Origin of the sequence: Streptomyces sp. CG 926, assembly GCF_003148825.1 — a bacterium.
Lineage (GTDB): Bacteria > Actinomycetota > Actinomycetes > Streptomycetales > Streptomycetaceae > Streptomyces.
In genome coordinates this window covers 593,176-615,037 of sequence record NZ_QGGZ01000003.1, presented here as the reverse complement: position 1 = coordinate 615,037, position 21,862 = coordinate 593,176, and the positions used below count along the sequence as shown (strand labels likewise).

At 70.4% G+C, this 21,862-nt stretch carries 21 protein-coding genes; 14 read left to right on the top strand and 7 right to left on the bottom strand.

The window, feature by feature from the left end:
- Positions 1–235 precede the first annotated feature (235 nt).
- A complete protein-coding gene (locus BCL76_RS11435) occupies positions 236–1,792 on the top strand; it encodes a PP2C family protein-serine/threonine phosphatase (RefSeq protein ID WP_109779345.1) in 1,557 nt (518 codons plus the stop codon).
- 129 nt (positions 1,793–1,921) lie between these two features.
- Entirely contained in the window at positions 1,922–3,388 is a 1,467-nt protein-coding gene (locus BCL76_RS11430; protein ID WP_109779344.1) for an aminopeptidase P family protein, read from the top strand.
- Between the two features lie 91 nt (positions 3,389–3,479).
- On the opposite strand, the gene BCL76_RS11425 is transcribed toward BCL76_RS11430, so the two are convergent.
- Entirely contained in the window at positions 3,480–3,923 is a 444-nt protein-coding gene (locus BCL76_RS11425; RefSeq protein WP_109779343.1) for an ATP-binding protein, read from the bottom strand.
- 210 nt (positions 3,924–4,133) lie between these two features.
- On the opposite strand from BCL76_RS11425, the gene BCL76_RS11420 reads away from it, so the two are divergent.
- The 9 genes from BCL76_RS11420 to BCL76_RS11380 all read left to right on the top strand — a co-directional run bounded on the left by BCL76_RS11420 (position 4,134) and on the right by BCL76_RS11380 (position 13,991).
- Positions 4,134–4,976, top strand: a complete 843-nt coding sequence (locus BCL76_RS11420) for a PASTA domain-containing protein (RefSeq protein WP_109779342.1) — start codon at positions 4,134–4,136, stop codon at positions 4,974–4,976.
- A 108-nt stretch (positions 4,977–5,084) separates the two neighbouring features.
- On the top strand, positions 5,085–5,810 hold the full coding sequence (locus BCL76_RS11415; RefSeq protein WP_109779341.1) for a YcnI family copper-binding membrane protein: 726 nt from the start codon (positions 5,085–5,087) through the stop codon (positions 5,808–5,810).
- Positions 5,811–5,879: 69 nt separating this feature from the next.
- The gene (locus BCL76_RS11410; protein WP_109779340.1) at positions 5,880–6,533 is read left to right on the top strand and encodes an SCO family protein; all 654 of its coding nucleotides are present in this window, start codon (positions 5,880–5,882) and stop codon (positions 6,531–6,533) included.
- Entirely contained in the window at positions 6,530–7,009 is a 480-nt protein-coding gene (locus BCL76_RS11405) for a copper chaperone PCu(A)C (RefSeq protein ID WP_109779339.1), read from the top strand. The genes BCL76_RS11410 and BCL76_RS11405 overlap by 4 nt, the downstream gene beginning before the upstream one ends.
- A gap of 22 nt (positions 7,010–7,031) precedes the next feature.
- The gene (locus BCL76_RS11400) at positions 7,032–9,113 is read left to right on the top strand and encodes a copper resistance CopC/CopD family protein (RefSeq protein WP_109779338.1); all 2,082 of its coding nucleotides are present in this window, start codon (positions 7,032–7,034) and stop codon (positions 9,111–9,113) included.
- A 5-nt stretch (positions 9,114–9,118) separates the two neighbouring features.
- Complete coding sequence (efeB, locus tag BCL76_RS11395) at positions 9,119–10,396, top strand: iron uptake transporter deferrochelatase/peroxidase subunit (protein ID WP_181382508.1); 1,278 nt, start codon at positions 9,119–9,121, stop codon at positions 10,394–10,396.
- A gap of 42 nt (positions 10,397–10,438) precedes the next feature.
- The gene (gene pheA, locus BCL76_RS11390; protein ID WP_109779336.1) at positions 10,439–11,374 is read left to right on the top strand and encodes a prephenate dehydratase; all 936 of its coding nucleotides are present in this window, start codon (positions 10,439–10,441) and stop codon (positions 11,372–11,374) included.
- Positions 11,375–11,901: 527 nt separating this feature from the next.
- On the top strand, positions 11,902–13,179 hold the full coding sequence (gene serS, locus BCL76_RS11385; protein ID WP_109779335.1) for a serine--tRNA ligase: 1,278 nt from the start codon (positions 11,902–11,904) through the stop codon (positions 13,177–13,179).
- Positions 13,176–13,991, top strand: coding sequence for an HAD family hydrolase (locus tag BCL76_RS11380; RefSeq protein WP_109779334.1), 816 nt, complete (start codon positions 13,176–13,178; stop codon positions 13,989–13,991). Before serS ends, BCL76_RS11380 begins: the two co-directional genes overlap by 4 nt.
- Before the next feature lie 139 nt (positions 13,992–14,130).
- On the opposite strand, the gene BCL76_RS11375 is transcribed toward BCL76_RS11380, so the two are convergent.
- Complete coding sequence (locus BCL76_RS11375; RefSeq protein ID WP_109779333.1) at positions 14,131–14,673, bottom strand: hypothetical protein; 543 nt, start codon at positions 14,671–14,673, stop codon at positions 14,131–14,133.
- Positions 14,674–14,838: 165 nt separating this feature from the next.
- Here BCL76_RS11375 and BCL76_RS11370 point away from each other — a divergent pair, with 165 nt between their 5' ends.
- Together BCL76_RS11370 and BCL76_RS11365 are read left to right on the top strand one after the other, a co-directional pair.
- Positions 14,839–15,834 carry a sensor histidine kinase gene (locus tag BCL76_RS11370; RefSeq protein ID WP_109779332.1) on the top strand — a complete coding sequence of 332 codons (996 nt, stop codon included), beginning with the start codon at positions 14,839–14,841 and terminating at the stop codon, positions 15,832–15,834.
- Positions 15,835–15,844: 10 nt separating this feature from the next.
- Entirely contained in the window at positions 15,845–16,519 is a 675-nt protein-coding gene (locus BCL76_RS11365; RefSeq protein WP_109779331.1) for a response regulator, read from the top strand.
- Positions 16,520–16,524: 5 nt separating this feature from the next.
- On the opposite strand, the gene BCL76_RS11360 is transcribed toward BCL76_RS11365, so the two are convergent.
- From BCL76_RS11360 to BCL76_RS11340, 5 genes are all read right to left on the bottom strand, one after another.
- A complete protein-coding gene (locus tag BCL76_RS11360; RefSeq protein ID WP_109779330.1) occupies positions 16,525–17,160 on the bottom strand; it encodes a rhomboid-like protein in 636 nt (211 codons plus the stop codon).
- A gap of 83 nt (positions 17,161–17,243) precedes the next feature.
- Positions 17,244–17,963 (bottom strand): ABC transporter permease, encoded by a 720-nt coding sequence (locus BCL76_RS11355; RefSeq protein ID WP_109779329.1) that lies wholly within the window; start codon positions 17,961–17,963, stop codon positions 17,244–17,246.
- Positions 17,964–17,978: 15 nt separating this feature from the next.
- Entirely contained in the window at positions 17,979–18,890 is a 912-nt protein-coding gene (locus BCL76_RS11350; protein ID WP_109779328.1) for an ABC transporter ATP-binding protein, read from the bottom strand.
- Entirely contained in the window at positions 18,887–19,774 is an 888-nt protein-coding gene (locus tag BCL76_RS11345) for a hypothetical protein (protein ID WP_109779327.1), read from the bottom strand. Before BCL76_RS11345 ends, BCL76_RS11350 begins: the two co-directional genes overlap by 4 nt.
- Positions 19,764–20,753, bottom strand: coding sequence for an ABC transporter ATP-binding protein (locus BCL76_RS11340; RefSeq protein WP_109779326.1), 990 nt, complete (start codon positions 20,751–20,753; stop codon positions 19,764–19,766). Before BCL76_RS11340 ends, BCL76_RS11345 begins: the two co-directional genes overlap by 11 nt.
- Before the next feature lie 217 nt (positions 20,754–20,970).
- Between BCL76_RS11340 and BCL76_RS11335 the strand changes: the two genes are divergently transcribed.
- Positions 20,971–21,858: a M24 family metallopeptidase gene (locus BCL76_RS11335; RefSeq protein WP_258309527.1), complete on the top strand. Its 888-nt coding sequence runs from the start codon at positions 20,971–20,973 to the stop codon at positions 21,856–21,858.
- Positions 21,859–21,862 lie beyond the last annotated feature (4 nt).

The following is a 21,862-nucleotide window of genomic DNA, read 5'->3' as shown; positions in this document are numbered from 1 at the left end:
GCGACCCGCGCCGGCCACCGGGACCGGCGGCCGCCGCTAAGGACGACGGACCGCGTCGGGTGGTTCCCGGAGCGCCAACTGGCCGCGTGCATCACCGAGTACGTACCCGAGGCCCCAGCGGAGCCCGCTCAGTCGATCGCAAAAACCGACTGCTTGCCGCTTTTTCCGGCCAAGTTCTAGCCTTGGCCCGACAGTGAGTTGCGGCCCCACGGACACCAGGATTCCCACCTGGGCAATGCTGGACATGCATCCATGTGTGCGTGTAGATGTGGATTCCTTGATGGCGGCGCAGCACGATCTGGGGGTTTGCGATGCTATTTGGCGAATCGCACCAGGTGGAAAGGCGGACGCCATGAGCGCCCCGCATCTGCCGAAAGTGGCTGGAATCGATCCAGCAGTACCGGCGTCGCCGCACACTGCGGCGCCCACGCCTGCCCGGACCACCCCCGCACCGGCCGCTGCGCCCGGCGGCCCGGGCAGTGTCATCCAGGACCGGCTGGCGGGCATGGTCTCGGACCTCACCACCCTCCACGAACTCACCGAACGCCTCGCCCGCGCCAGTGACCTCGACACCTCGCTGCGCGAGTTCCTGCGCGCCGGCGCCACGCTCGTCGGCGCCCGCCGCGGCCTGATCGTCCTGGAGCCCTCCGACGGCCTCGGCCCGACCAGCACGATCGGCCTCGGACTCGGCCACGCGGAGCTCGGCCACATCGAGACCGTGCCGCGCAGCGCCACCTCCTACGGGCGGATCCTCGACGGCCTGCCCGACGCCCAGGGCGGCTCCGAGTTCCTCCCCGAGCCGGGCGCACCCCCCGGAACCGGGGGTTTCGCCGCCCCCGTGGACCCCCGCCACCGCGAGGTCGCCGCCCGTCTCGGCTTCGCCGCGAGCTACTCGCTCCCCCTCACCGCCGAGGCCACCGGCCGACTCGGCGCGGCCGTCTGGCTCTACGACGAGCAGGCCGAGCCGAACGACCGCCAGCGCGACCTCGTCGGGCTGTACGTACGGCACGCCGCCGAGCACCTGGCTCGGATGCTGGAGGTGGAGCGCTCCCGCTCGCACCTGGCCACCGTCTCCGAGGAACTGCTGCCGAGCCGGCTCCCCCGGATCCCGGGGGTACAGCTCGCGGCCCGCCACCACACCGGGCCGCTCGGCGGGGGTGACTGGTACGACGCCCTGCCGCTGCCCGAGGGCGCCCTGGGCCTGGCCGTCGGCTCCGTCACCGGCGCCGGGCCCAGCGCCGTCGCCGCGATGGGGCGGCTGCGCGCATCGCTGCGCGCCTACGCCGTCATGGAGGGCGAGGACCCGGTAGCGGTCCTGTCCGACCTGGAACTGCTGCTGCGCCTCACCGAGCCCGCCCGCTCCGCCACCGCGCTCTTCGCCTACTGCGAACCCGCCGGGGGGCCGCAATCCGGCGGCCAGGGCAACAAGATCATTCTGGCCGGTGCCGGACACACCCCGCCGCTGCTGATCGGCGAGCACCGCACCGAGTACGTGGAGACCTCGCTCTCCGCGCCGCTGGGCATGCTGTCCTGCTGGGAGGCACCGAGCGTGGAGATCGAACCCGCACCCGGAGAAACGGTGCTTCTCTACACCGACGGGCTGCTGCACCACACGGGCGACCCGATGGACCGGGCCTACGCCCGACTGCACGCCGCGGCCGCGACCGCACCCCGCAGCGTCCGCGAGGACCCGGCCGCCCTGTGCGAGCACATCCTGCGGACCGTGCTGCCCGGCGGGAACCCGACCGACGCCCCCGAGGACATCGTGCTGCTCGCGGCCCGGTTCGAATAGGACCCGACGCATGTTCGGCAGGTTCCGAATCGTGACGGACGGCACGATTCGGAACAGCTCTCTTCCGCACACGCATACGATGGATGCGGTCCACACCCAGGTCCGTACCGTCGTAGCTGAGGAGAAGACGTGGCTGACGAGCTCACCCCGGAGACCCCGGAAGAAGAGCAGCCCAAGAAGACGCACAAGCAGCGCAAGAACGGTCTGTACCCGGGCGTCAGCGACGAACTCGCGGAGAGCATGCGCAGCGGCTGGGCCGACACCGAGCTGCACGGGCTGGAGCCCATCGCCCAGGCCGCCCACACCCTCGCCCGCCGCGACGCGCTGTCCCGACGCTTCCCCGGTGAGCGTCTCGTCATCCCCGCGGGGCGCCTGAAGACCCGCTCGAACGACACCGAGTACCCCTTCCGGGCCTCGACCGAGTACGCGTACCTCACCGGCGACCAGACCGAGAACGGTGTCCTGGTCCTGGAGCCCACCGGGCCGGCCGGGCACACCGCCACCATCTACCTGCTGCCGCGCTCCGACCGCGAGAACGGCGAGTTCTGGCTGTCCGGCCAGGGCGAGCTGTGGGTCGGGCGCCGCCACTCCCTCACCGAGGCCGAGCAGCTCCTGGGCATCCCCGCGAAGGACGTCCGCGAGCTCGCCGAGGCCCTCACCGAGGCCGAGGGCCCCGTCCGCGCGGTGCGCGGCCACGACTCGGTGATCGAGTCCGCCCTCACCGACAAGGTGACCAAGGAGCGCGACGAGGAACTGCGCGTCTACCTCTCCGAGGCCCGCGCCGTGAAGGACACCTTCGAGATCGGCGAGCTGCAGAAGGCCGTCGACTCCACCGTCCGCGGCTTCGAGGACGTCGTGAAGGTCCTGGACAAGGCCGAGGCCACCTCCGAGCGCTACATCGAGGGCACCTTCTTCCTGCGCGCCCGCGTCGAGGGCAACGACATCGGCTACGGCTCCATCTGCGCCGCCGGCCCGCACGCGTGCACCCTGCACTGGGTCCGCAACGACGGTGACGTCCGCTCCGGTGACCTGCTGCTGCTCGACGCCGGCGTGGAGACCCACTCCCTCTACACCGCCGACGTCACGCGCACCCTGCCGATCAACGGCACGTACACCGACATCCAGCGCAAGATCTACGACGCGGTCTACGAGTCCCAGGAAGCCGGCATCGCCGCGGTGAAGCCGGGTGCGAAGTTCCGCGACTTCCACGACGCCTCCCAGCACGTGCTGGCGGAGAAGCTCGTCGAGTGGGGCCTGCTGGAGGGCCCGGTCGAGCGGGTGCTGGAGCTGGGCCTGCAGCGCCGCTGGACCCTGCACGGCACCGGCCACATGCTCGGCATGGACGTCCACGACTGCGCCGCCGCGCGCACCGAGGCGTATGTCGAGGGCACCCTGGAGCCGGGCATGTGCCTCACCGTCGAGCCCGGCCTGTACTTCCAGGCCGACGACCTGACCGTGCCCGAGGAGTACCGCGGCATCGGCGTCCGGATCGAGGACGACATCCTCGTCACCGAGGACGGCAACCGGAACCTGTCCGCGGGTCTGCCCCGCACCTCGACCGACGTCGAGGCCTGGATGGCGCGCCTGAAGGGCTGACGCCTCCGCGTTGCGCACGGACGAAGATGGGCGGGATCCTCCACGGGTCCCGCCCGTCGGCGTTTCCGGGACGCCAGGACACGCCTGGGGGCTACGACACCTTCAGGAGCGCGTCGTCGCGCCACTTCAGCATCTTGTCGAAGCTCACCACAGCACCGCGGCCCGGCCGGTTGCGGAAGCGGACGTGGTCGGCGAGTTCGGCGATCAGGTGCAGGCCCCGGCCGTGTTCGGCCAGGGAGGGTCTGCGGCGGGCCACCGTCGCGGGTGGGAACCCCGGACCGGAATCGGTCACCTCGATGCGGCAGCAATCCCCGTCCAGATAGGCCGTGACGTGGTACGCCTCGGTATCGTCCGGGATTTCGCCACCCCCGCCGTGCTCCACCGCGTTCGCACACGCCTCGCTCAGCGCCACCGAGAGATCGAAGGAGATGTCCGGGTCCACCCCCGCGGTCTCCATCGTCCCCAGCAGCAGTCGCCTGGCGAGCGGCACGCTCGCGGCTTCGCGCCTCAAGTGGAGAGACCACCAGATGCTCATAGGGTTACGTATTGCCGCCCGCGAGGGGGCGTAAGCGCCCTGCGACCGTCCGAGACCTCAATACGCCCGTCCGGCCGATGCGGCTCTCCGGGGGAGCGGTGTATGCGGCCACCCGCGGCGGGCCCGAACGCTCCTCGGGCACAGGACTCATACGGACCTTCCGGACCTGCCGTATGAGGGGCCCGAGCGCAGTGCGATGATGACCCGGCCATGTCTGATCCCCACGCGACGCAGGCCGGAGTCGGCCTCCGGCTGATCCGGGCCGCGGTGTTCACCGCGGTCTGTGTCGTGCTGTCCGCGATCGGGCACGCTCTGGCGTCCTGCGCCACCGTGCCTTGGTGGTCACTGTGCCTCGGCTTCCTCGCCGTCTTCGCGGTCGCCGCCCCGCTCGCGGGCCGTCGACGCACGCTGCCGGGGATCGCCGCCGCTCTCACCGCCGGACAACTCGGCCTGCACGCGATGTTCGGCCTCGGCCAGCACGGCGCGGCGGCCGCGCAGGCACCGGCCGGCACCGCCGACGCCTCGCTCGCCGAGCTCGCCGCACGGCTGGTGTGCGGGGGCAACTCCGTACCGCTCAGCCCGGCCGACGCCCGGCAGATCCTGGAAGCCGCAGGCCTGGACCCCGCCGCCCTCGCCGAGCAGACCACACAGGCCGCGCAGGCCGGGCAGGTCGTGGCACAGGGACACGAAGCGCACGCGCACATGGCCCAGGCCGTCACCATGGCACCCGCGACCGGCCTGTTCAGCCCGGCCATGCTGGCCGGCCACCTGCTGGCCGCCCTCGCCGCGGGCTGGCTGCTCGGTCGCGGAGACGCCGCGCTCTTCCGCCTGGTCGAGCTGTCCCGTCGCTCCGCCGAAGCCGCCCCGATACGTCCGCTGCGCGCCGCACTCGCCTTCGTACGGGCCCTCGGCGCCGGACTCCCGGCCTCGGCCCCCCGTACTCCGCAGGACCTGCGGACCGGGTCCGACCCGGCGCGCCGCACGGGGCGGGAAGCACTCCAGCACACGGTGATCCGGCGCGGCCCACCCGTGGCGTTCGCCCTCGCAGCCTGACGCGGCACCCACCTTCCCGGACGCAGAACGGGATACCGGTGCCGCGAACTCCGTGCGCGCCCGTGCGCGGAGCAACCGCCACCACTGCTTCCGTGGAGTGTTCCTGTCATGAAGACCTCTCGCGTCTCCATCGCCGCCGCCATCGCCGCCGGTTCCGTCCTCTTCCTCTCCGGCCCGGCCTTCGCCCACGTCGGGGTGCAGCCCGCCGGTGAGGCGGCCAAGGGCGGCTACGCGACGATCAACTTCAAGGTCCCCAACGAGCGGGACAACGCGTCGACCACCCAGCTGGAGGTCAACTTCCCGATCGACCAGCCGCTCAGCTCCGTCATGCCGCAGGACGTTCCCGGCTGGACCGTGAAGGTCGAGACGAGCGACCTCGACAAGCCGCTCACCGTGCACGGCAAGCAGATCACCAAGGCCGTCACCAAGGTGACCTGGTCCGGCGGCAAGATCGAGCCCGGCAAGTTCCAGCAGTTCCCGCTCTCGGTGGGCAAGCTGCCCGAGAACGTCGACCAGATGGTCTTCAAGTCCATCCAGACGTACGACAACGGCGAGATCGTCCGCTGGATCGAGGAGTCCAAGGATGGCGCCGCGGAGCCGCAGAACCCCGCGCCCGTCCTGAAGCTGACCGCCCCCAAGGGCGACGACCACCACGACAGCGGTGCGAAGGCCGACGAGCCGAAGAACGCCGACAAGGACGCCGAGCACGGCCACGACCAGGCCGCCGGCGAACACGGCTCCGACACCACCGCGCGCGTCCTCGGCATCGCCGGCATCGTCGTCGGACTCGGCGGTGTCGCCTTCGGCATCGCCTCGCGCCGCCGCTCCGCCTGACCCGCCGCGCCCGTCGGCGCCGCCCTTCCGAACCATCCGTAGCATCCCCGATCCCAGGGACACTTCTTCATGCGCACCACACGTGTGACGGTCGCCGCGCTGCTCGCTGCGGCCGTACTCACCCTCACGGCCTGCGGCGGTGAGCCCGTCAAGCCCGGCGGGGTCACCCAGATCGCCGGCGGTCAGAGCAACGACAAGGCCGCGACCCTCCTGGACCGCCCCTTCAACAAGCCGGAGCTCGTCCTCACGGACACCACCGGCAACCCGTGGAACCTGCGTGAGCAGACCAAGGGCAAGCCGACGCTCATCTACTTCGGCTACACCAACTGCCCCGACGTGTGCCCGCTGACGATGAGCAACATCGCCGTCGCCAAGAAGGCTCTGCCCAAGGCCGACCAGGACAACCTCCGGGTCGTCTTCGTCACCACCGACCCCGAGAGGGACACTCCCGAGTCCCTCGCCGCCTGGCTGAAGTCACAGGACCCGTCCTTCGTCGGACTCACCGGGGACTTCAAGACCATCCAGGCCGCCGCACGCACGCTCGGCATCGGCATCGACCCCGCGACGAAGGACGCCAACGGCGACGTCGTCTCCATGCACGGGGCCCAGGTCATCGCGTTCTCGCCCAAGACCGACGAGGGCTACGTCCTCTACGGCGAGGGCACCACCGTCGACGACTACACCAAGGACCTGCCGAAGCTCGTCAAGGGGGAGAACCCGTGAACGCCCGCACCACCCGCACCCTCGCCGCCGCCCTCTCCCTGACGGCAACGCTCGCCATATCCGGCTGCTCCGGCGAGGCCGAGCCGAAGATGACCGTCAGCGGCGCCTTCATGCCCGAGCCCGTGAACGACAAGATGGCCGGCGGGTTCCTGGTCATCAAGAACGGCTCCGAGACCGCCGACAGGCTCACCGGCGCCACCTCCTCGCTCTCCGACGATCTCCAGATCCACGAGACCAAGGACCAGAAGATGCAGCAGGTGCAGTCGATGGACGTGCCGGCGAACGGCGAGCTCCGGCTGGAGCGCGGCGGCAACCACATCATGTTCATGGGGCTCAAGAGCACTCCCAAGGTCGGCGACAAGGTCAGCGTCGAGCTCCGCTTCGAGAAGGCCGGTCCGGTCAAGGTCGAGCTGGACGTGAAGGACCGGACGTACAACGCCCAGGCTCCGACGAACGCGTCCGGCAACCACCACTGACGGACCGAGGAGCTCACACGCCATGACGGCCACCGCCCCCGCCCCCTCCACGGCCCGCGCCCGTGCCACGGCATCCTTGCCGCGGCTCGCGCTGGTCCTCGCAGCCCTGCTGGCAACCCTGTTCACCGTGGCCTCACCGGCCACGGCGCACGCCGCACTCACCGCGAGCGACCCCAAGGACGGGGCGGTGGTCGCCACGGCCCCCGCCCAGGTCACCCTCTCCTTCTCGGAGCAGGTCGCCATGGGCGACGACTCGATCCGCGTCCTGGACCCCCAGGGCAAACGCGTGGACACGGGCGAGCTGCGCGACATGTGCAGTGGGAACACCGTCCGCTACGGCACCGCGCTGCACACCGGACTGCCGAACGGCACCTACACCGTTGCCTGGCAGGCCGTCTCGGCCGACAGCCATCCGATCTCCGGTGCTTTCACCTTCTCCATCGGCGCGCCCTCGGCCACCGATGTCTCGCTGCCCACCGCGCAGGCCGGCGGCGGACCCGTCGGCATCGCCTACGGGATCGCCCGTTACGCCTCCTACGCCGGATTCGCCGTCCTCGTGGGCGGGGCCGCCTTCATCCTGCTGTGCTGGCGCAGGGGCGCTGCCGAACGACCGCTCCAGAAGCTCGTCGTGCGCGCCTGGGTCACCCTGACCGCGGCCACCCTCGCCATGCTGGTGCTGCGGACCCCGTACACCGGGTCCGGGAACTTCTCCGACGTCTTCGACCTCGACGGGCTCCGGGCCGTCCTGGAGACGAAGACCGGGGCCTCGCTCGTCTCCAGGCTGCTCCTGCTGGGGGCTGCCGCCCTGTTCGTCGCGGTCCTCTTCGGCGTCTACGCACGCCGCGTGGCGGGCCTCGGGCCCGATGCGCCCGACCGGCCCGAGGAGGAGACCGACGGATCCGACCAGGCCGACGGGACCGCCGAGGGCGAGGGGACCGAGGAGGCCTACAGGCCGGACGACACCAGCGATCTCACCTTCGGGTTGGCCATCGGCGGAGCCGTGGTGTCCGGCGGTATCGCCGCCACCTGGGCCCTCTCCGAGCACGCCTCCACCGGTATCCAGCCGGGGATCGCCATGCCGGCGGACATCCTGCACCTGATGGCCGTCGCCACGTGGCTCGGCGGTCTCGCCGCGCTGCTCGTCGCCCTCCACAAGATCCCCGGGATCGAACCCTCGGCCGTCCGGCGCTTCTCCCGGGTCGCGTTCGTCAGCGTCCTGGTACTCGCCGTCACCGGCGTCTACCAGTCCTGGCGTCAGCTCGGCAGCTGGTCCGCCCTCACCGGCACGGACTACGGGCAACTGCTCCTCCTGAAGGTCGGCCTGGTCGCCGTTCTCCTCGGCATCGCCTACATGTCCCGCACATGGACCGCGCGACTCGCCGACGCCCGCGTGGACGGCGAAGCGGGCGTCGGGGCCGTGGCAGCCACCGTGCGGACCGCCGGCGCTGTTTCACGTGAAACAGCGCCGGGCGCCGTCCCCGAAAGCTCCGATGTTTCACGTGAAACAGCGCCCGTGGCCGTCCCCGCGGACCCGGAACGGGCCGCCCAGCTCGCCCGACAGCGGGCCGCTCGCGAGAGCGCGCTGGAGAAGCGGGTCCGGGACGCCGACCCGGACCGCGCCGGACTGCGCCGCTCCGTCCTCGCCGAAGCGGCCATCGCCGTGATCCTGCTCGCCGTCACCACCGTGCTCACCGGTACCGAGCCCGGGCGGACCGTGGAGCGGGAGGCCGGCCGCGGTTCCACCGCCACCGCCGTACCCGACCGCGCCGTCAAGATCACCCTGCCGTTCGACACCGGCGGTCCGAACGGCAAGGGGACCGTCCGGCTCGAACTCGACCCGGGGCGGGTCGGCGCGAACACCCTGCACCTCTGGTCCGAGTCCGCCGACGGCACTCCCTTCGACCTCCCCGAGGTCAAGGTCGCCTTCACCCTTCCCGCCAAGGACATCGGCCCCCTGCCGCTCGCCCCCGAGCAGGCCGCCCCCGGACACTGGACCGCCTCCGGCGTCCAACTGCCGCTCGCCGGTGACTGGCGCATCGACGTGACCGTCCGTACCTCCGACATCGACCAGACCACCGTCCAGAAGACTGTGAAGATCGGCTGACCAGCGTGACCGAGACCAACCCCGACATCGAGATCTCCCGGCGCAGGTTGCTGGGTACCGTCGGCGCCGCGGGCGCCGTCGGGATCGCCCTCGGCACCACAGGCGGCGCCTTGGCGCACTCCGTGCTGGACGACTCCGGGAGCGGCTCCGCCCGCGGAGCAGCCGGCTCTCTGGCCTCCCTCGGCGCCACCCAGGTGACCTTCGACGGAGACCACCAGGCCGGCATCACCACCCCGCTGCAGGCCAAGGGGCACCTCGTCGCCTTCGACCTGACCGCCGGGGCGGGCCGTACGGAGGCCGCCGCGCTGCTGCGACGCTGGTCGGACACCGCCCGGCGGCTGATGGCGGGCGATCCCGCCCCGACCTCCGACAGCGGGATCGCGCTGGACGCAGGCCCGTCCTCCCTCACCGTCACCTTCGGCTTCGGCCACTCCTTCTTCGAGCGCACCGGCCTGACCGCACGCCGTCCCACGGCCCTCGACCCGCTGCCGGACTTCTCCTCGGACCGACTGGACGCCCAGCGCAGCAACGGCGACCTGTGGGTCCAGATCGGCGCCGACGACGGCCTCGTAGCCTTCCACGCGCTGCGCGCCCTGCAGAAGGAGGCCGGGGAGGCCGCCCGGGTCCGCTGGCAGATGAACGGCTTCAACCGGTCTCCCGGCGCCACCGGCACACCGATGACCGCCCGCAACCTGATGGGCCAGATCGACGGCACCGGCAATCCGAAGCGATCGGAACCCGATTTCGACAAGCGGATCTTCGTACCCGGCGCGGGCCCCGGGCCCGCCGAACACGCCTGGATGGCCGGGGGCTCCTACGCCGTCGTCCGGCGCATCCGCATGCTCCTCGACGACTGGGACAAGCAGTCCCTCGCGCAGCAGGAACAGGTCATCGGGCGCACGAAGGCCACCGGCGCCCCGCTGACCGGCGGCGACGAGACCACCGAAATGGAACTCGACAAGCTCGGCACCGACGGGAAGCCCGTCATCCCGTCCAACGCGCACGCCCGGATCTCCGCCCCCGAGCAGAACGGCGGGGCCGCCATGCTGCGGCGCCCCTTCTCCTTCCACGACGGGATCGGCCCCGACGGCGCTCCCGACGCCGGGCTGCTCTTCGTCTGCTGGCAGGCCGATCCACTGCGCGGATTCGTGCCCGTTCAGCGCAAGCTCGACCGAGGCGACGCGCTGTCGCAGTTCATCCGGCACGAGTCCAGCGGCCTGTACGCGGTGCCGCCCGGCCCCGGCAGCGGCGAGTACGTGGGGCAGCGGCTGCTCGAAGGATGAACAGCAACCCGGCGGGCGGCACCCCGGCATTAGGCTGATCGCATGTCAGCCACCCGCTTCACGTATCTCGGTCCCGAGGGCACCTTCACCGAGGCCGCCCTGCGCACCCTGCCGGAAGCCGCGACCCGCGAACTCGTCCCGATGGTGTCCGTCCCGGCCGCCTTGGACGCCGTGCGCAACGGCGAGGCGGCCGCCGCTCTCGTCCCGATCGAGAATTCGGTGGAGGGCGGGGTCACGGCCACCCTCGACGAGCTCGCCTCGGGCGAACCGCTGATGATCTACCGCGAGGTGCTGCTGCCCATCACCTTCGCGCTGCTCGTGCGACCCGGGACCGCCCTCTCGGACGTCAAGACCGTCACCGGGCACCCGGTCGCCCAGCCGCAGGTGCGGAACTGGCTGCGGGCGAATCTGCCCGACGCGGTGTGGGAGTCGGCCGCCTCGAACGCCGACGGCGCCCGGCTGGTCCAGGAGGGCCGCTTCGACGCCGCCTTCGCTGGCGAGTTCGCCGCCGCCACCTACGGGCTCGTTCCGCTGGTGACCGAGATCCACGACGCGGAGAACGCCGAGACCCGCTTCGTCCTGGTCGGTCGCCCCGCCCGGCCGGCCGCCCCGACCGGCGCGGACAAGACCTCCGTCGTGCTGTGGCTCGGCGACGACCACCCCGGTGCGCTGCTGGAGCTCCTTCAGGAGTTCGCGGTCCGTGGGGTGAACCTGATGCTGATCCAGTCCCGTCCGACCGGGCAGGGCATCGGCAACTACTGCTTCGCCGTCGACGCCGAGGGCCACATCTCCGACCGGCGGGTCAGCGAGGCACTCATGGGCCTCAAGCGGACCTGCCCGCAGGTCCGCTTCCTCGGCTCCTACCCGCGTGCCGGCGTCGCTCAGAGTGATGTCCGGGCTCCTCGGCACGGGACCTCCGACGGTGACTTCACGGCCGCCTCCGACTGGCTGGGTCGTTGCCTCGACGGGCGGGCGTAAGACCGTCGTCCACTGTCCACAGAGTTATCCACAGGCAGAGATGGGGACCTGGGGACAAGTCGACAGTACGACGCGACAAGGTCGACAAATCGCCCGAGTGGCTCAGCTTTCGCTCTGGGGAGCGGGAGGTGAACGGTGTCACCTCCGTATCGCCGATCAACTCTTTGGGGCGAGGCATTCCCACCCGAATGAGTGTGTGAGGGTGGTTTGAACCTTGATTCGTCCCGGGCGTCCACCGATCAGGAATGATCTATTCCTGTGTCCACAGAGGCAGCACACAGCCTGTGGATAAGCTGCGGATCACGGCAATTCCTGTGGACAAGAAGCCTCTCCGGGCCTGCTCAGAGCCCGCCGAGCCGTCGGCATTCTGCCCCTTTTCGGGGAATGGACCCGCTTTTATTGACGCTTCGGGAAGGGCCACTTCCGGTCAGCCGTCAAGACTTATCCATTCGTTGCAATTAGGACATAGCGACACGCAGCGTGATATCGGTGTGATCCTTGGAACCCCAGCCCGGTAGCCTGGAGGGGTGATTGACCTCCGGCTGCTCCGTGAAGACCCTGACCGTGTCCGCGCCTCGCAGCGCGCCCGTGGAGAGGACGTCGAACTCGTCGACGCACTGCTCTCCGCCGACGAGCGCCGCAGGTCCTCCGGCGTGCGCTTCGACGACCTGCGCAATGAGCAGAGGTCGCTCGGCAAGCTCATTCCCAAGGCCTCTCCGGAGGAGCGGGTCGAGCTGCTGAAGAAGGCCGAACAGCTCAAGCAGGACGTCAAGGCGGCCGAGGCCGAGCAGAACGAGGCCGACGCGGCCGCCAAGCAGCTTCTCCTCCAGATCGGCAACATCGTCCACGAGGACGTCCCGGTCGGTGGCGAGGAGGACTTCACCGTCCTGGAGACGCACGGCACCATCCGCGACTTCGCCGCCGAGGGCTTCGAGCCCAAGGACCACTTGGAGCTCGGCGAGCTGCTGGGCGCCATCGACGTCGAGCGCGGCGCCAAGGTCTCCGGCTCGCGCTTCTACTACCTGACCGGTGTGGGCGCCCTGCTGGAGCTGGCGCTGGTCAACGCGGCCATCGCCCAGGCCACCGAGGCCGGCTTCATCCCGATGCTGACGCCCGCTCTGGTCCGCCCGCGCGCCATGGAGGGCACCGGCTTCCTCGGCCAGGCCGCCGAGAACGTCTACCACCTGGAGAAGGACGACTACTACCTGGTCGGCACCTCCGAGGTCCCGCTCGCCGCGTACCACATGGACGAGATCATCGAGGGCGACAAGCTGCCGCTGCGGTACGCCGGCTTCTCCCCGTGCTTCCGCCGCGAGGCCGGCACCTACGGCAAGGACACCCGGGGCATCTTCCGCGTCCACCAGTTCGACAAGGTCGAGATGTTCTCGTACGTCGCGCCGGAGGAGGCCGAAGCCGAGCACCAGCGGCTCCTGGAATGGGAGAAGCAGTGGCTGACCGGCCTGGAGCTGCCGTTCCAGGTGATCGACGTGGCCACCGGTGACCTGGGCGCCTCGGCCTCCCGCAAGTTCGACTGCGAGGCGTGGATCCCCACCCAGGGCAAGTACCGCGAGCTGACCTCGGCCTCGAACTGCGACAGCTTCCAGGCGCGCCGCCTGTCGATCCGCTACCGCGACGGCAAGAAGGCCCAGCCGCTGTCCACGCTGAACGGCACGTTGTGCGCCGTACCGCGCACGATCGTCGCGATCCTCGAGAACCACCAGCAGGCCGACGGTTCGGTACGGGTGCCCCAGGTGCTCCGCCCCTACCTCGGTGGCCGCGAGGTCCTGGAGCCGATCGCCAAGTGAGCCCGGCCCCGTTCCCGTACAAGCTCGTCGCGACCGATCTCGACGGCACGCTGCTGCGTGGCGACGACACCGTCTCGGAACGCACCCGTGAAGCGCTCGTCGCGGCCACCGCGGCGGGCGCGGCGCACATCATCGTCACCGGTCGGGCCGTGCCCTGGACCCGGCACGTCCTGGACGATCTCGGCTACAAGGGGATCGCCGTGTGCGGGCAGGGCGCGCAGGTCTACGACGCGGGTGCGCACCGGCTGCTGACCTCGGTGACGCTGGACCGGCAGCTGGCCGGTCTGGCGCTGTCGAAGCTGGAGGCCGAGATCGGCCCGCTGGCCCTGGCGGCCAGCCGGGACGGGGTGGACGGCGAGGTCCTGTTCGGGCCCGGGTACCAGGTGCAGGAAGGCGGCCTGCCGGCCCTCTACCTGGAGGATGCCAAGGCGCTCTGGACGGCTCCGCTGAACAAGCTCTACATCCAGCACCCGAAGCTGGACGACGACGCGCTCGTCAAGGTGGCCCGTGAAACGGTGGGCAGCCTGGTCGACATCGTCATGGCGGGTCCGGGCATCGTCGAGATCCTGCCGTTGGGTCTGACCAAGGCCACGGGCCTGTCGCTGGCCGCGCGCCGGCTGAAGGTGAAGGCGGCGGAGACCATCGCCTTCGGCGACATGCCCAACGACATCCCGATGTTCGGCTGGGCCGCGCACGGGGTGGCGATGGCCAATGCCCATGCCGAGCTCAAGGCCGTGGCCGACGAGGTGACGACCTCCAACGAGGAGGACGGCATCGCGGTGGTGCTGGAGCGTCTGTTGGGCGCCGCGTAACGCGCACGACGTAGGAGAGAGGTCCGGGACAGCCCGCGCCGCAAGGCGCGCTCGAAGTGGCTGCCCCGGACCTTTTGTTGCTCCCCGCACCACTCACTCTGCACCGGGCGCAGGTCCCTTACCAGCGAATTTCCGTGCATCACCCGTGGACCCGGCGGCGTCGCCAGTAGGCGACGGTGAGCACGCCCAGCAGGGGGCCCCAGAGCAACAGGGGTACGTAGGACAGGTCGAAGATCCGGAGGGCGAGCCCGGTGGGCGCATCGGGATTCGCGGCGTTGACCTCGCTCCAGGTCCAGGCGCCGAGGACCGTGACGACGGTGACCGCGATCGCGCCGAGCGCCGCGGGAACCACCGCCGCCAGGGGGTGGATCGCGCGTCCGCCCAGCACGGGGATCCAGCGGGGCAACTCCTCGCCCCAGCGCTGGACCAGCCCGAGGCTCGACAGACCCAGGCACTCCTGCAGCACGCAGACGAAGAGGAGGACCAGGGACCCGGAGCCGGGGTAGTACGAATGGTGCAGATCGCTGCCCGGGCCCCAACCCATGGGAATGCCGACCGCGATCGCGAGCCGCCACACGCAGCTGGGAAGCACGGTCAGCGAAGTGAGCTGGGCGAGCCGGCGAAGCCATGGAGAGACTCCGGGCACGGTGTGCGAAGCGCGAACGGCGGCGTGCGAGGTCATCTGCCAAGTCCTTTTCAGGAGGTGCCGGTTGATGACTCCAGCCTGGTCGGCCGAGACCTCTGCAACCATCCGCCGATCAGCAGGCCGATGGTCCCCATGACGGTCCCTGCAGCTCTGCCGATCGGCAGATGGCCGGGACCCGGGGTGCGCTCGTAGGGTCGGTGCATGTCCCTCGACCTCCGTGCCGCGTACGCCCCGTTACTCGCCCTTGCCGGCGTCGTCGGCCTCCTCGGGGGGTTCCTCGGGGCGCCCCCGTCCTGGTCGCTGGTCTGGGTGGGTCTGCTGCTCCCGCTGCTGGCCCTGGTGGCCCGATGGTCCCCGATGCGCGCGGGAGCCTTCGCTGCTGTGCTGGGCGTGGCGGCCGTCGCACTGTGGCCGGTACCGCTGATGTGGCGGGCGGCATCGTGGCTGGAGGTCTGCGGGGCGGCGGCGTTCTGGGCGGCGCCCGCACTCGGGGCTCTGGCGGCCGGGGGATATCTGCGCCGTCAGGCGAGCCGGATGCGCCGGGCGGTCCGGGACGGTCGACGGGACCAACAGCTGGAACTGGCCCGGGATCTGCACGACTTCGTGGCGCACGACGTGAGCGCCATCGTGGTGCAGGCCCAGGCGGCCAGGTTCGTGGCGGACAAAGACCCCGAGCAGGCGGTCCGCGCGCTGGAGCGGATCGAGGCGGCGGGGCTCGGCGCGCTCGCCTCGATGGACCGGACGGTGCACGCGCTGCGGGAGGCGGCCGGTGCGCGGTCCGCCTCGGTCCCGGGGACCTCGGAACTGCCCGGGCTGGTGGAGCGGTTCGAGGGCGGGGTACTGGACGCCGATCCCACGGCGGTCCGGGAGTTGTCGCGGGAGGCGGACACCACCGCGTACCGGGTGGCCGTGGAGGCCTTGACGAACGTACGCCGGCACGCGCCCGGCGCGGCGGTCGTACGGGTACGCCTGCACCGGGCCGCGAACGGGATCGAGCTGAGCGTGGCCAACTCCGCACCGGCCCGAGGCACTGGCGGACTGCGGGGACTGGGGCTGCGGCGGCGGAGCGGAACGGGGCTGGCCGGTCTGCGCGGCAGGGTGGAAGCGGCGGGCGGGACACTGCGGGCCGGCGCGAGCACCGACGGAGGGTGGCGGGTATGCGCCGTTTTCCCGGCCCAGGAGCGCACCCTCGGGTGATCATGGCGGTGTGACCACACGCATCCTGATAGCCGATGACCAAGACGACATCCGCAGCGGTTTCCGGCTGATCCTGGACTCACAGCCGGACATGACCGTGGTGGGGGAGGCCGCGGACGGGGAGAGCGCGGTGGCGCTGGCTCGGGAACTGCGGCCCGATGTGGTGCTCGCGGACATCCGGATGCCGCGGCTCGACGGGCTGGAGGTGACCCGGCTGCTGGCGCCGCAGACACGAGTGGTGGTGGTGACCACCTTCGACCTGGACGAGTACGTGCACACAGCGCTCCGCAACGGCGCCTGCGGCTTTCTGCTGAAGCGGTCCGGGCCGACGCTGCTGATCGAGGGGGTCCGTGCGGCGATGGCGGGGGACACGCTGATCAGTCCGCAGATCACGGTGCGGCTGCTGAGCCGCTTGGCGCAGGCGGGGCCGGTCGCCCGTCCCGCGACGCATCCGCTGACGGAACGGGAGGTGGAGATCGTGCGTCTGGTGGCGCGGGGGCTCACCAACGCCGAGATCGGCGCCGAGCTGTTCATCAGCGCGGGAACGGCCAAGACCCACATCGCGAACGTCCAGGCCAAGCTGGGGGCTCGCAACCGGGTGGGAATCGCCGCCTGGGCATGGGAGCACGGTGTCGCCGAACCGGATTCGGCGACGGACGCGGACCGGCGCGACACCCGACCCTAGGCCGCTCATGTTTCACGTGAAACAACGTTGCGGGTGAGTGGCCAGGAGAGCAGGCCGACGGAGAGCGCGATGGCGTGGCCGAGGTCCGTGAAGGTGCCGCCGGTGACCAAGGGCATCCCGAAGAAGGCGACCGCTCCGGCCAGGTAGAGCCATCTCCAGGGGCCGGGGAGTCGGTAGGTGAGGACGCCGATGGAGGCCGCGAGCCCGTAGCTGACGCCGATGTCGACGACGTGGGTCATGCTGTGCGGGGCCCGGTGATCCTGGATGGCGGTCAGGAGGATCTTCTGGCTGGCCAGGGTGGCGACGACGTGGGCGGTCGCGACGATCAGGAGCCAGCGCAGGGTGCCGAGCCAGCGTTCGACGGGGGCGTGGAACACCTCGAAGAGCACGGCGTAGAGGGCGAGCGAGGCCGGGTTCACGATCCAGAAGGCACTGCCGACGAGTGCCCGGACGGGATATTTGACGAGCTGGTTGATGTTGCTGCTGTTGCGGTGGAGCAGGACGCTGTCGACCCGGTCGGGCGCGATCGCGACGACGACGCTGGTGACGGCGATGATCAGAAGCCAGATGTGCGTTCCGGGCGAGGAGCGTATCCAGGACCGCAGCGGCCTGGACGGCTCCGGCTCGGTGTGCGCGACCATGCACCGATGATGCCGCGCGAACCTGTGCCCCGCCTGGCCGGTGGGCCGGGCGGGGCACAGGTTCGTATGCGGTGCGTCGGGGCCTACTCCTCGCCCGCCAGGGTGAGGCGGCGGAGCTTCTGGCCCGCGTAGACGGTGGCGCCGACGGTGACCGCGCAGAGCAGGATCGCGGCGGTGGGCAGGCCGACGGTGGCGTCGACGTACCCGTTCCCGGCGACCTTCTCGGCGACGGACAGGGCCCACTGCTGGACGCTGAGGGTCTTGGCTCCGTCGACCAGGCTGCCGAAGAGGGACTCCCAGATCAGTGCGTAGACCAGGCCGAAGACGACCGCGTGCCGGCTGACGGTGCCGAGCAGCAGGAACAGCGCGCTGTAGGCGATCGAGGCCACGAGGGCCGCGATCGTGTAGGCGACGGCGATCTGCTGGCCGTTCCCGTTGAGGATGAAGCCGGCGATCAGGGTGGGGATCGCGGAGAAGACCATCGTGACGGCGATCGCCACGATCAGCTTGGTCATGATGATCTTCGGGCGCTTCACCGGCTTGGCGAGCAGGTAGACGATGGAGCCGTCGTCGATCTCGGGCCCGATGGCTCCGGTGCCGGCGATGACACCGATCAGCGGGACCATGGTGGCGAGGGCGAAGCCCCCGAGCAGGTCGGCCGCGACCTTGTCGTCCACGCCGACGAAGGCACGGACGACGAGCGCGATGACGATCAGCAGGACGGGCAGCGCGAGAAGGATCAGCGCGCGGCGCCGACCGAGCAGGGCCCGGTAGGTGAGCCGGGCAACGGTGGGTTCGTACATGGGTGCCAGCTCCTTTCAGGCCGCGACGAGGTAGGAGAAGACCGACTCGAGGGACTCGTCGGAAGGCGAGACCGTCAGCAGCCGGATGCCGTGTGCCCGGGCGACGCGGGGCAGCAGCTCGGTGAAGCGGCCGAAGTCGACGGCCTGGATGCGCAGCGCGCCTTCCTTGAGGTCGACCTCGATGCCGGCGGTGGAGGGGTCGGCGATCAGGGCCGCGGCGAGCACCCGGTCGTCGGAGGAGCGGATGAGGTAGCGGTGCGGGCGGTCCGTCATCAGGCGGCGGATCTTACGGAAGTCGCCGGAAGCGGCGTGCCGGCCGGCCACGACCACCTCGATGTGCGAGGCGAGCTGCTCGACCTCCTCCAGGATGTGGGAGGAGAACAGGACGGTGCGCCCCGAGTCGCCCATGCGCCGCAGCAGGTCCATGAGCTGCATGCGCTGGCGCGGGTCCATGCCGTTGAACGGCTCGTCGAGGAGCAGGACGGCCGGGTCGTGGACCAGGGCCGAGGCCATCTTCACGCGCTGGCGCATGCCCTTGGAGTACGTGGAGATCTTGCGGTCCTGGGCGTACTCCATCTCGACGGTGGCGAGCGCCCGCTGGGCGGCCGCGTCGTCGAGACCGTGGAGTTCGGCGTTGGCGACGACGAACTCCCGACCCGTGAGGAAGTCGTACATGGCCTCGCGCTCGGGCACGACACCGATCTGCTTGTAGACCTGCTCGTTCTGCCAGATCGGCGCGCCGTCGAGGGTGACGGTGCCCGTGGAGGGGGAGAGGAAGCCGCCCATCATGTTGATGAGGGTGGACTTCCCGGCGCCGTTGGGACCCAGGAGCCCGGTGACACCGGGTCCGATCTTCATGGTCACGTCGTTGACGGCGACGACGTTCCCGAACCAGCGGGAGGTGTGGTCGATGTCGATGGTGGTCACAGCCCGGCCTTCCGGTAGCGGGCCATCAGGGCGGCGTAGGAGCCGACGATGAGGCCGAGGGCGACGATCAGGTAGACGACGCCGACGCCGGCCGAGGGACCCTCGCCGCCGGGGAAGGCGGAGGTCGCGCCCAGGAACGCGGTCTGTACGCCGTCGATGAGGGTGATCGGGGAGAACAGGCCCATCCACTCGATGGCCCCGGTGTTCCCGGTGCTGTAGGAGATCCCCTGGACCGCGGTCACCGCGCCGAACGGGATCAGGAGCACCGCGATGATCGCGGCGACGCCGAACCCGCGGCGCGGGGTGAGCGCGGCCATGACCAGGCCGAGGCCCGCGAAGAGAAGCGACAGCAGCAGAACCGACACGAGTCCCTGCCCGAATCCCTTGGTCTGGTGGGAGAAGTCGAACTTCGCCAGGAGCGAGCCGATCCACATGATCAGCAGCGGGGTCGCGGTGAGGATGAACAGCGCCGAGGCCATGGCCGCGTACTTGGCCACGACGTAGTCGACGCGCTCGATGGGCCGCGAGAAGTAGAGCGGCACCGTCTTGAAGCGCAGGTCTCGCGAGACCGACTGCGGAGCCTGGGACGCGAGGAAGAGGCCGATGATCACCTGGGTGGTCAGGGCGTACGTCGTGTACTTGATCGGCAGGTCGGTGGAGCCCGGCACCGCGATGGCGACCGCGACGATGATCAGCGCGGGCACGCACATCACCGCGAAGAGGAGCATCGGGAGGACCTTGGACTTGGCGGAGCGGCCGAGTCCGAAGGCGCCGCGCAGGGACTGCGAGAACAGCGACTTGCGGGCGTAGGCGCGGCCGAGCCGGGGTCCGTCGTAGGACCGGTAGCCGATGTTGTGGATCTGGGTCGAGGTGTCAGGCGCCATCGGAACCGGCTCCCTTCTGCTGGACGGTGGGCGAGGGCTGGTCGTTGTCGCGGAAGACCTCCGCGATGTGGTGCCGGCGCTGCTCCATGCGGACCAGGCCGATGCCCAGGTCCGCGACGGTGTCGCGGACGGTGTCGTACGTCTCCTCGCCCGTGGCCTCGACGAGGAGGATGTGGCCGGCTCCGGGCAGGCCCTGCTCCTCTCCGACGTGCAGGGTGACGCCCGCCTCGGTGAGCGCCTTGCGCAGGGCGGCGGTGCCGTCCGGGTGTGTGTCGGAGTCGGTGACCTCGACCGCGAGGGTCGTGGTGATCTGGGTGAAGTCGCTGGTGGAGCTGGAGCGCAGCAGCTTGCCGCCGTCGACGACCACGACGTGGTCGCAGGTCCGCTCCAGCTCACCGAGGAGGTGGGAGGTCACCAGGACGGAGATGCCGAAGTCCGTGTAGATACGGCGGATCAGGCCGAGCATCTCGTCACGGCCGACCGGGTCCAGGCCGTTGGTCGGCTCGTCGAGGAGCACCAGCTGGGGGTCGTGGACGAGGGCCTGGGCCAGCTTCACGCGCTGCTTCATGCCGGTGGAGTAACCGCCGATGGGGCGATAGCGCTCCTCGTACAGCCCGACGTGGCGCAGGGTGTCGGCGGTGCGCTCGCGGGCCGCGGTCGGCGGCAGCCCGGACATGCGCGCCATATGGACGACGAACTCGGTGGCCGAGACGTCGGGTGGCAGGCAGTCGTGCTCGGGCATGTAGCCGACGCGTTCACGGATGGCGCTGCCATGCGTGTGGACGTCGAGGCCGAGCACGGCAGCGCTGCCCTCGGTGGCGGGGGACAGTCCCAGCAGAATCTTGATCAGCGTGGACTTGCCGGCTCCGTTGGCACCCACGAGGCCGGTCACACCAGGCCCGATGTCCAGGGAGAGCCGGTCGAGGGCGGTCACTCGGGGGTACCGCTTGCTCAGGCTTTCGGTCGCGATGACAGTCACGGGTTCGACGTTAGTGGCGTGGCTCTCGTGAAACGTCAGACCTGGAGCTGGATCCGGTCTCAGCCTTCAGGCGTACACACCCGTACTGGAGGCTGATGTGGACCCGACAACTTTGTCCACAGGTCCATGCACGACCCTTGACGTGATCTCCGGTCATTGTCACATTCATCAGTGTCAACTTACGAGCGCGTACGGCTACACGGATGGACGGGCTGAGATGGCTGGGGACACCAAGCAACGCACCGCGCGACTCTCCGGACGAGCCTCCGGACGGCACTCCGCCGACCGCGACCTGAGCGGCTTCAGAGAGGTGCAGCGCCTGGCGTACGAATGCGCCGAGGCCGTCGCCGCCCAGCTGCGGCCCGGGGTGACCGAGCGCGAGGCCGCGCGGATGCAGCGCGAGTGGCTGCGGGAGCGCGGGGTGCGGGACTGGTTCCATCTGCCCTTCGCCTGGCTCGGGGACCGCACCGCCTTCGCGAACTTCAAGATCCCGCTGCAGTTCTTCCCGACCAACCGGAAGCTGGAGCCGGGGATGCCTTTCATCCTCGACATGGCACCGGTCCACAAGGGCTACGCGGCCGACATCGGATACTCGGGCAGCCTCGGGCTCAATCCGGTGCAGGACCGGCTCATGTCCGACCTTCAGGCGCACCGCGTACTGATCCTGGAGCAGGTGCGCGAGGGGCGCTCCCTGCGCGAGATCTACGAGAACGTCGAACGGCTGATGACCCGGCAGGGGTACGCCAACCGGCACCGGGCCTATCCCTTCGGCGTGATCGCGCACAAGATCGACCGCGTCAAGGAGCGGCGCTGGTCACCTACCGCCTTCGGCTTCGGCACCCAGTCCCTCAAGGGACTGGCCGGTGACGCCCTGCACGGCCACCGCGAGGGCTGGTCCCCGCTGTGGAGCCCCTACCACTTCTCCGACCACCCGCCGCAGCCCGGCCTGTGGGCGGTGGAACCCCACCTCGGATTCCGGGGTACCGGCGCGAAGTTCGAGGAGATCCTGGTCGTCACCGACTCCCAGGACCCCGAGGAGAGCGCGTTCTGGCTGGACGACGATCTGCCGCACGTGCGGCGCTGGGCCGAGGAGAAGGCAGCGTGAGCGA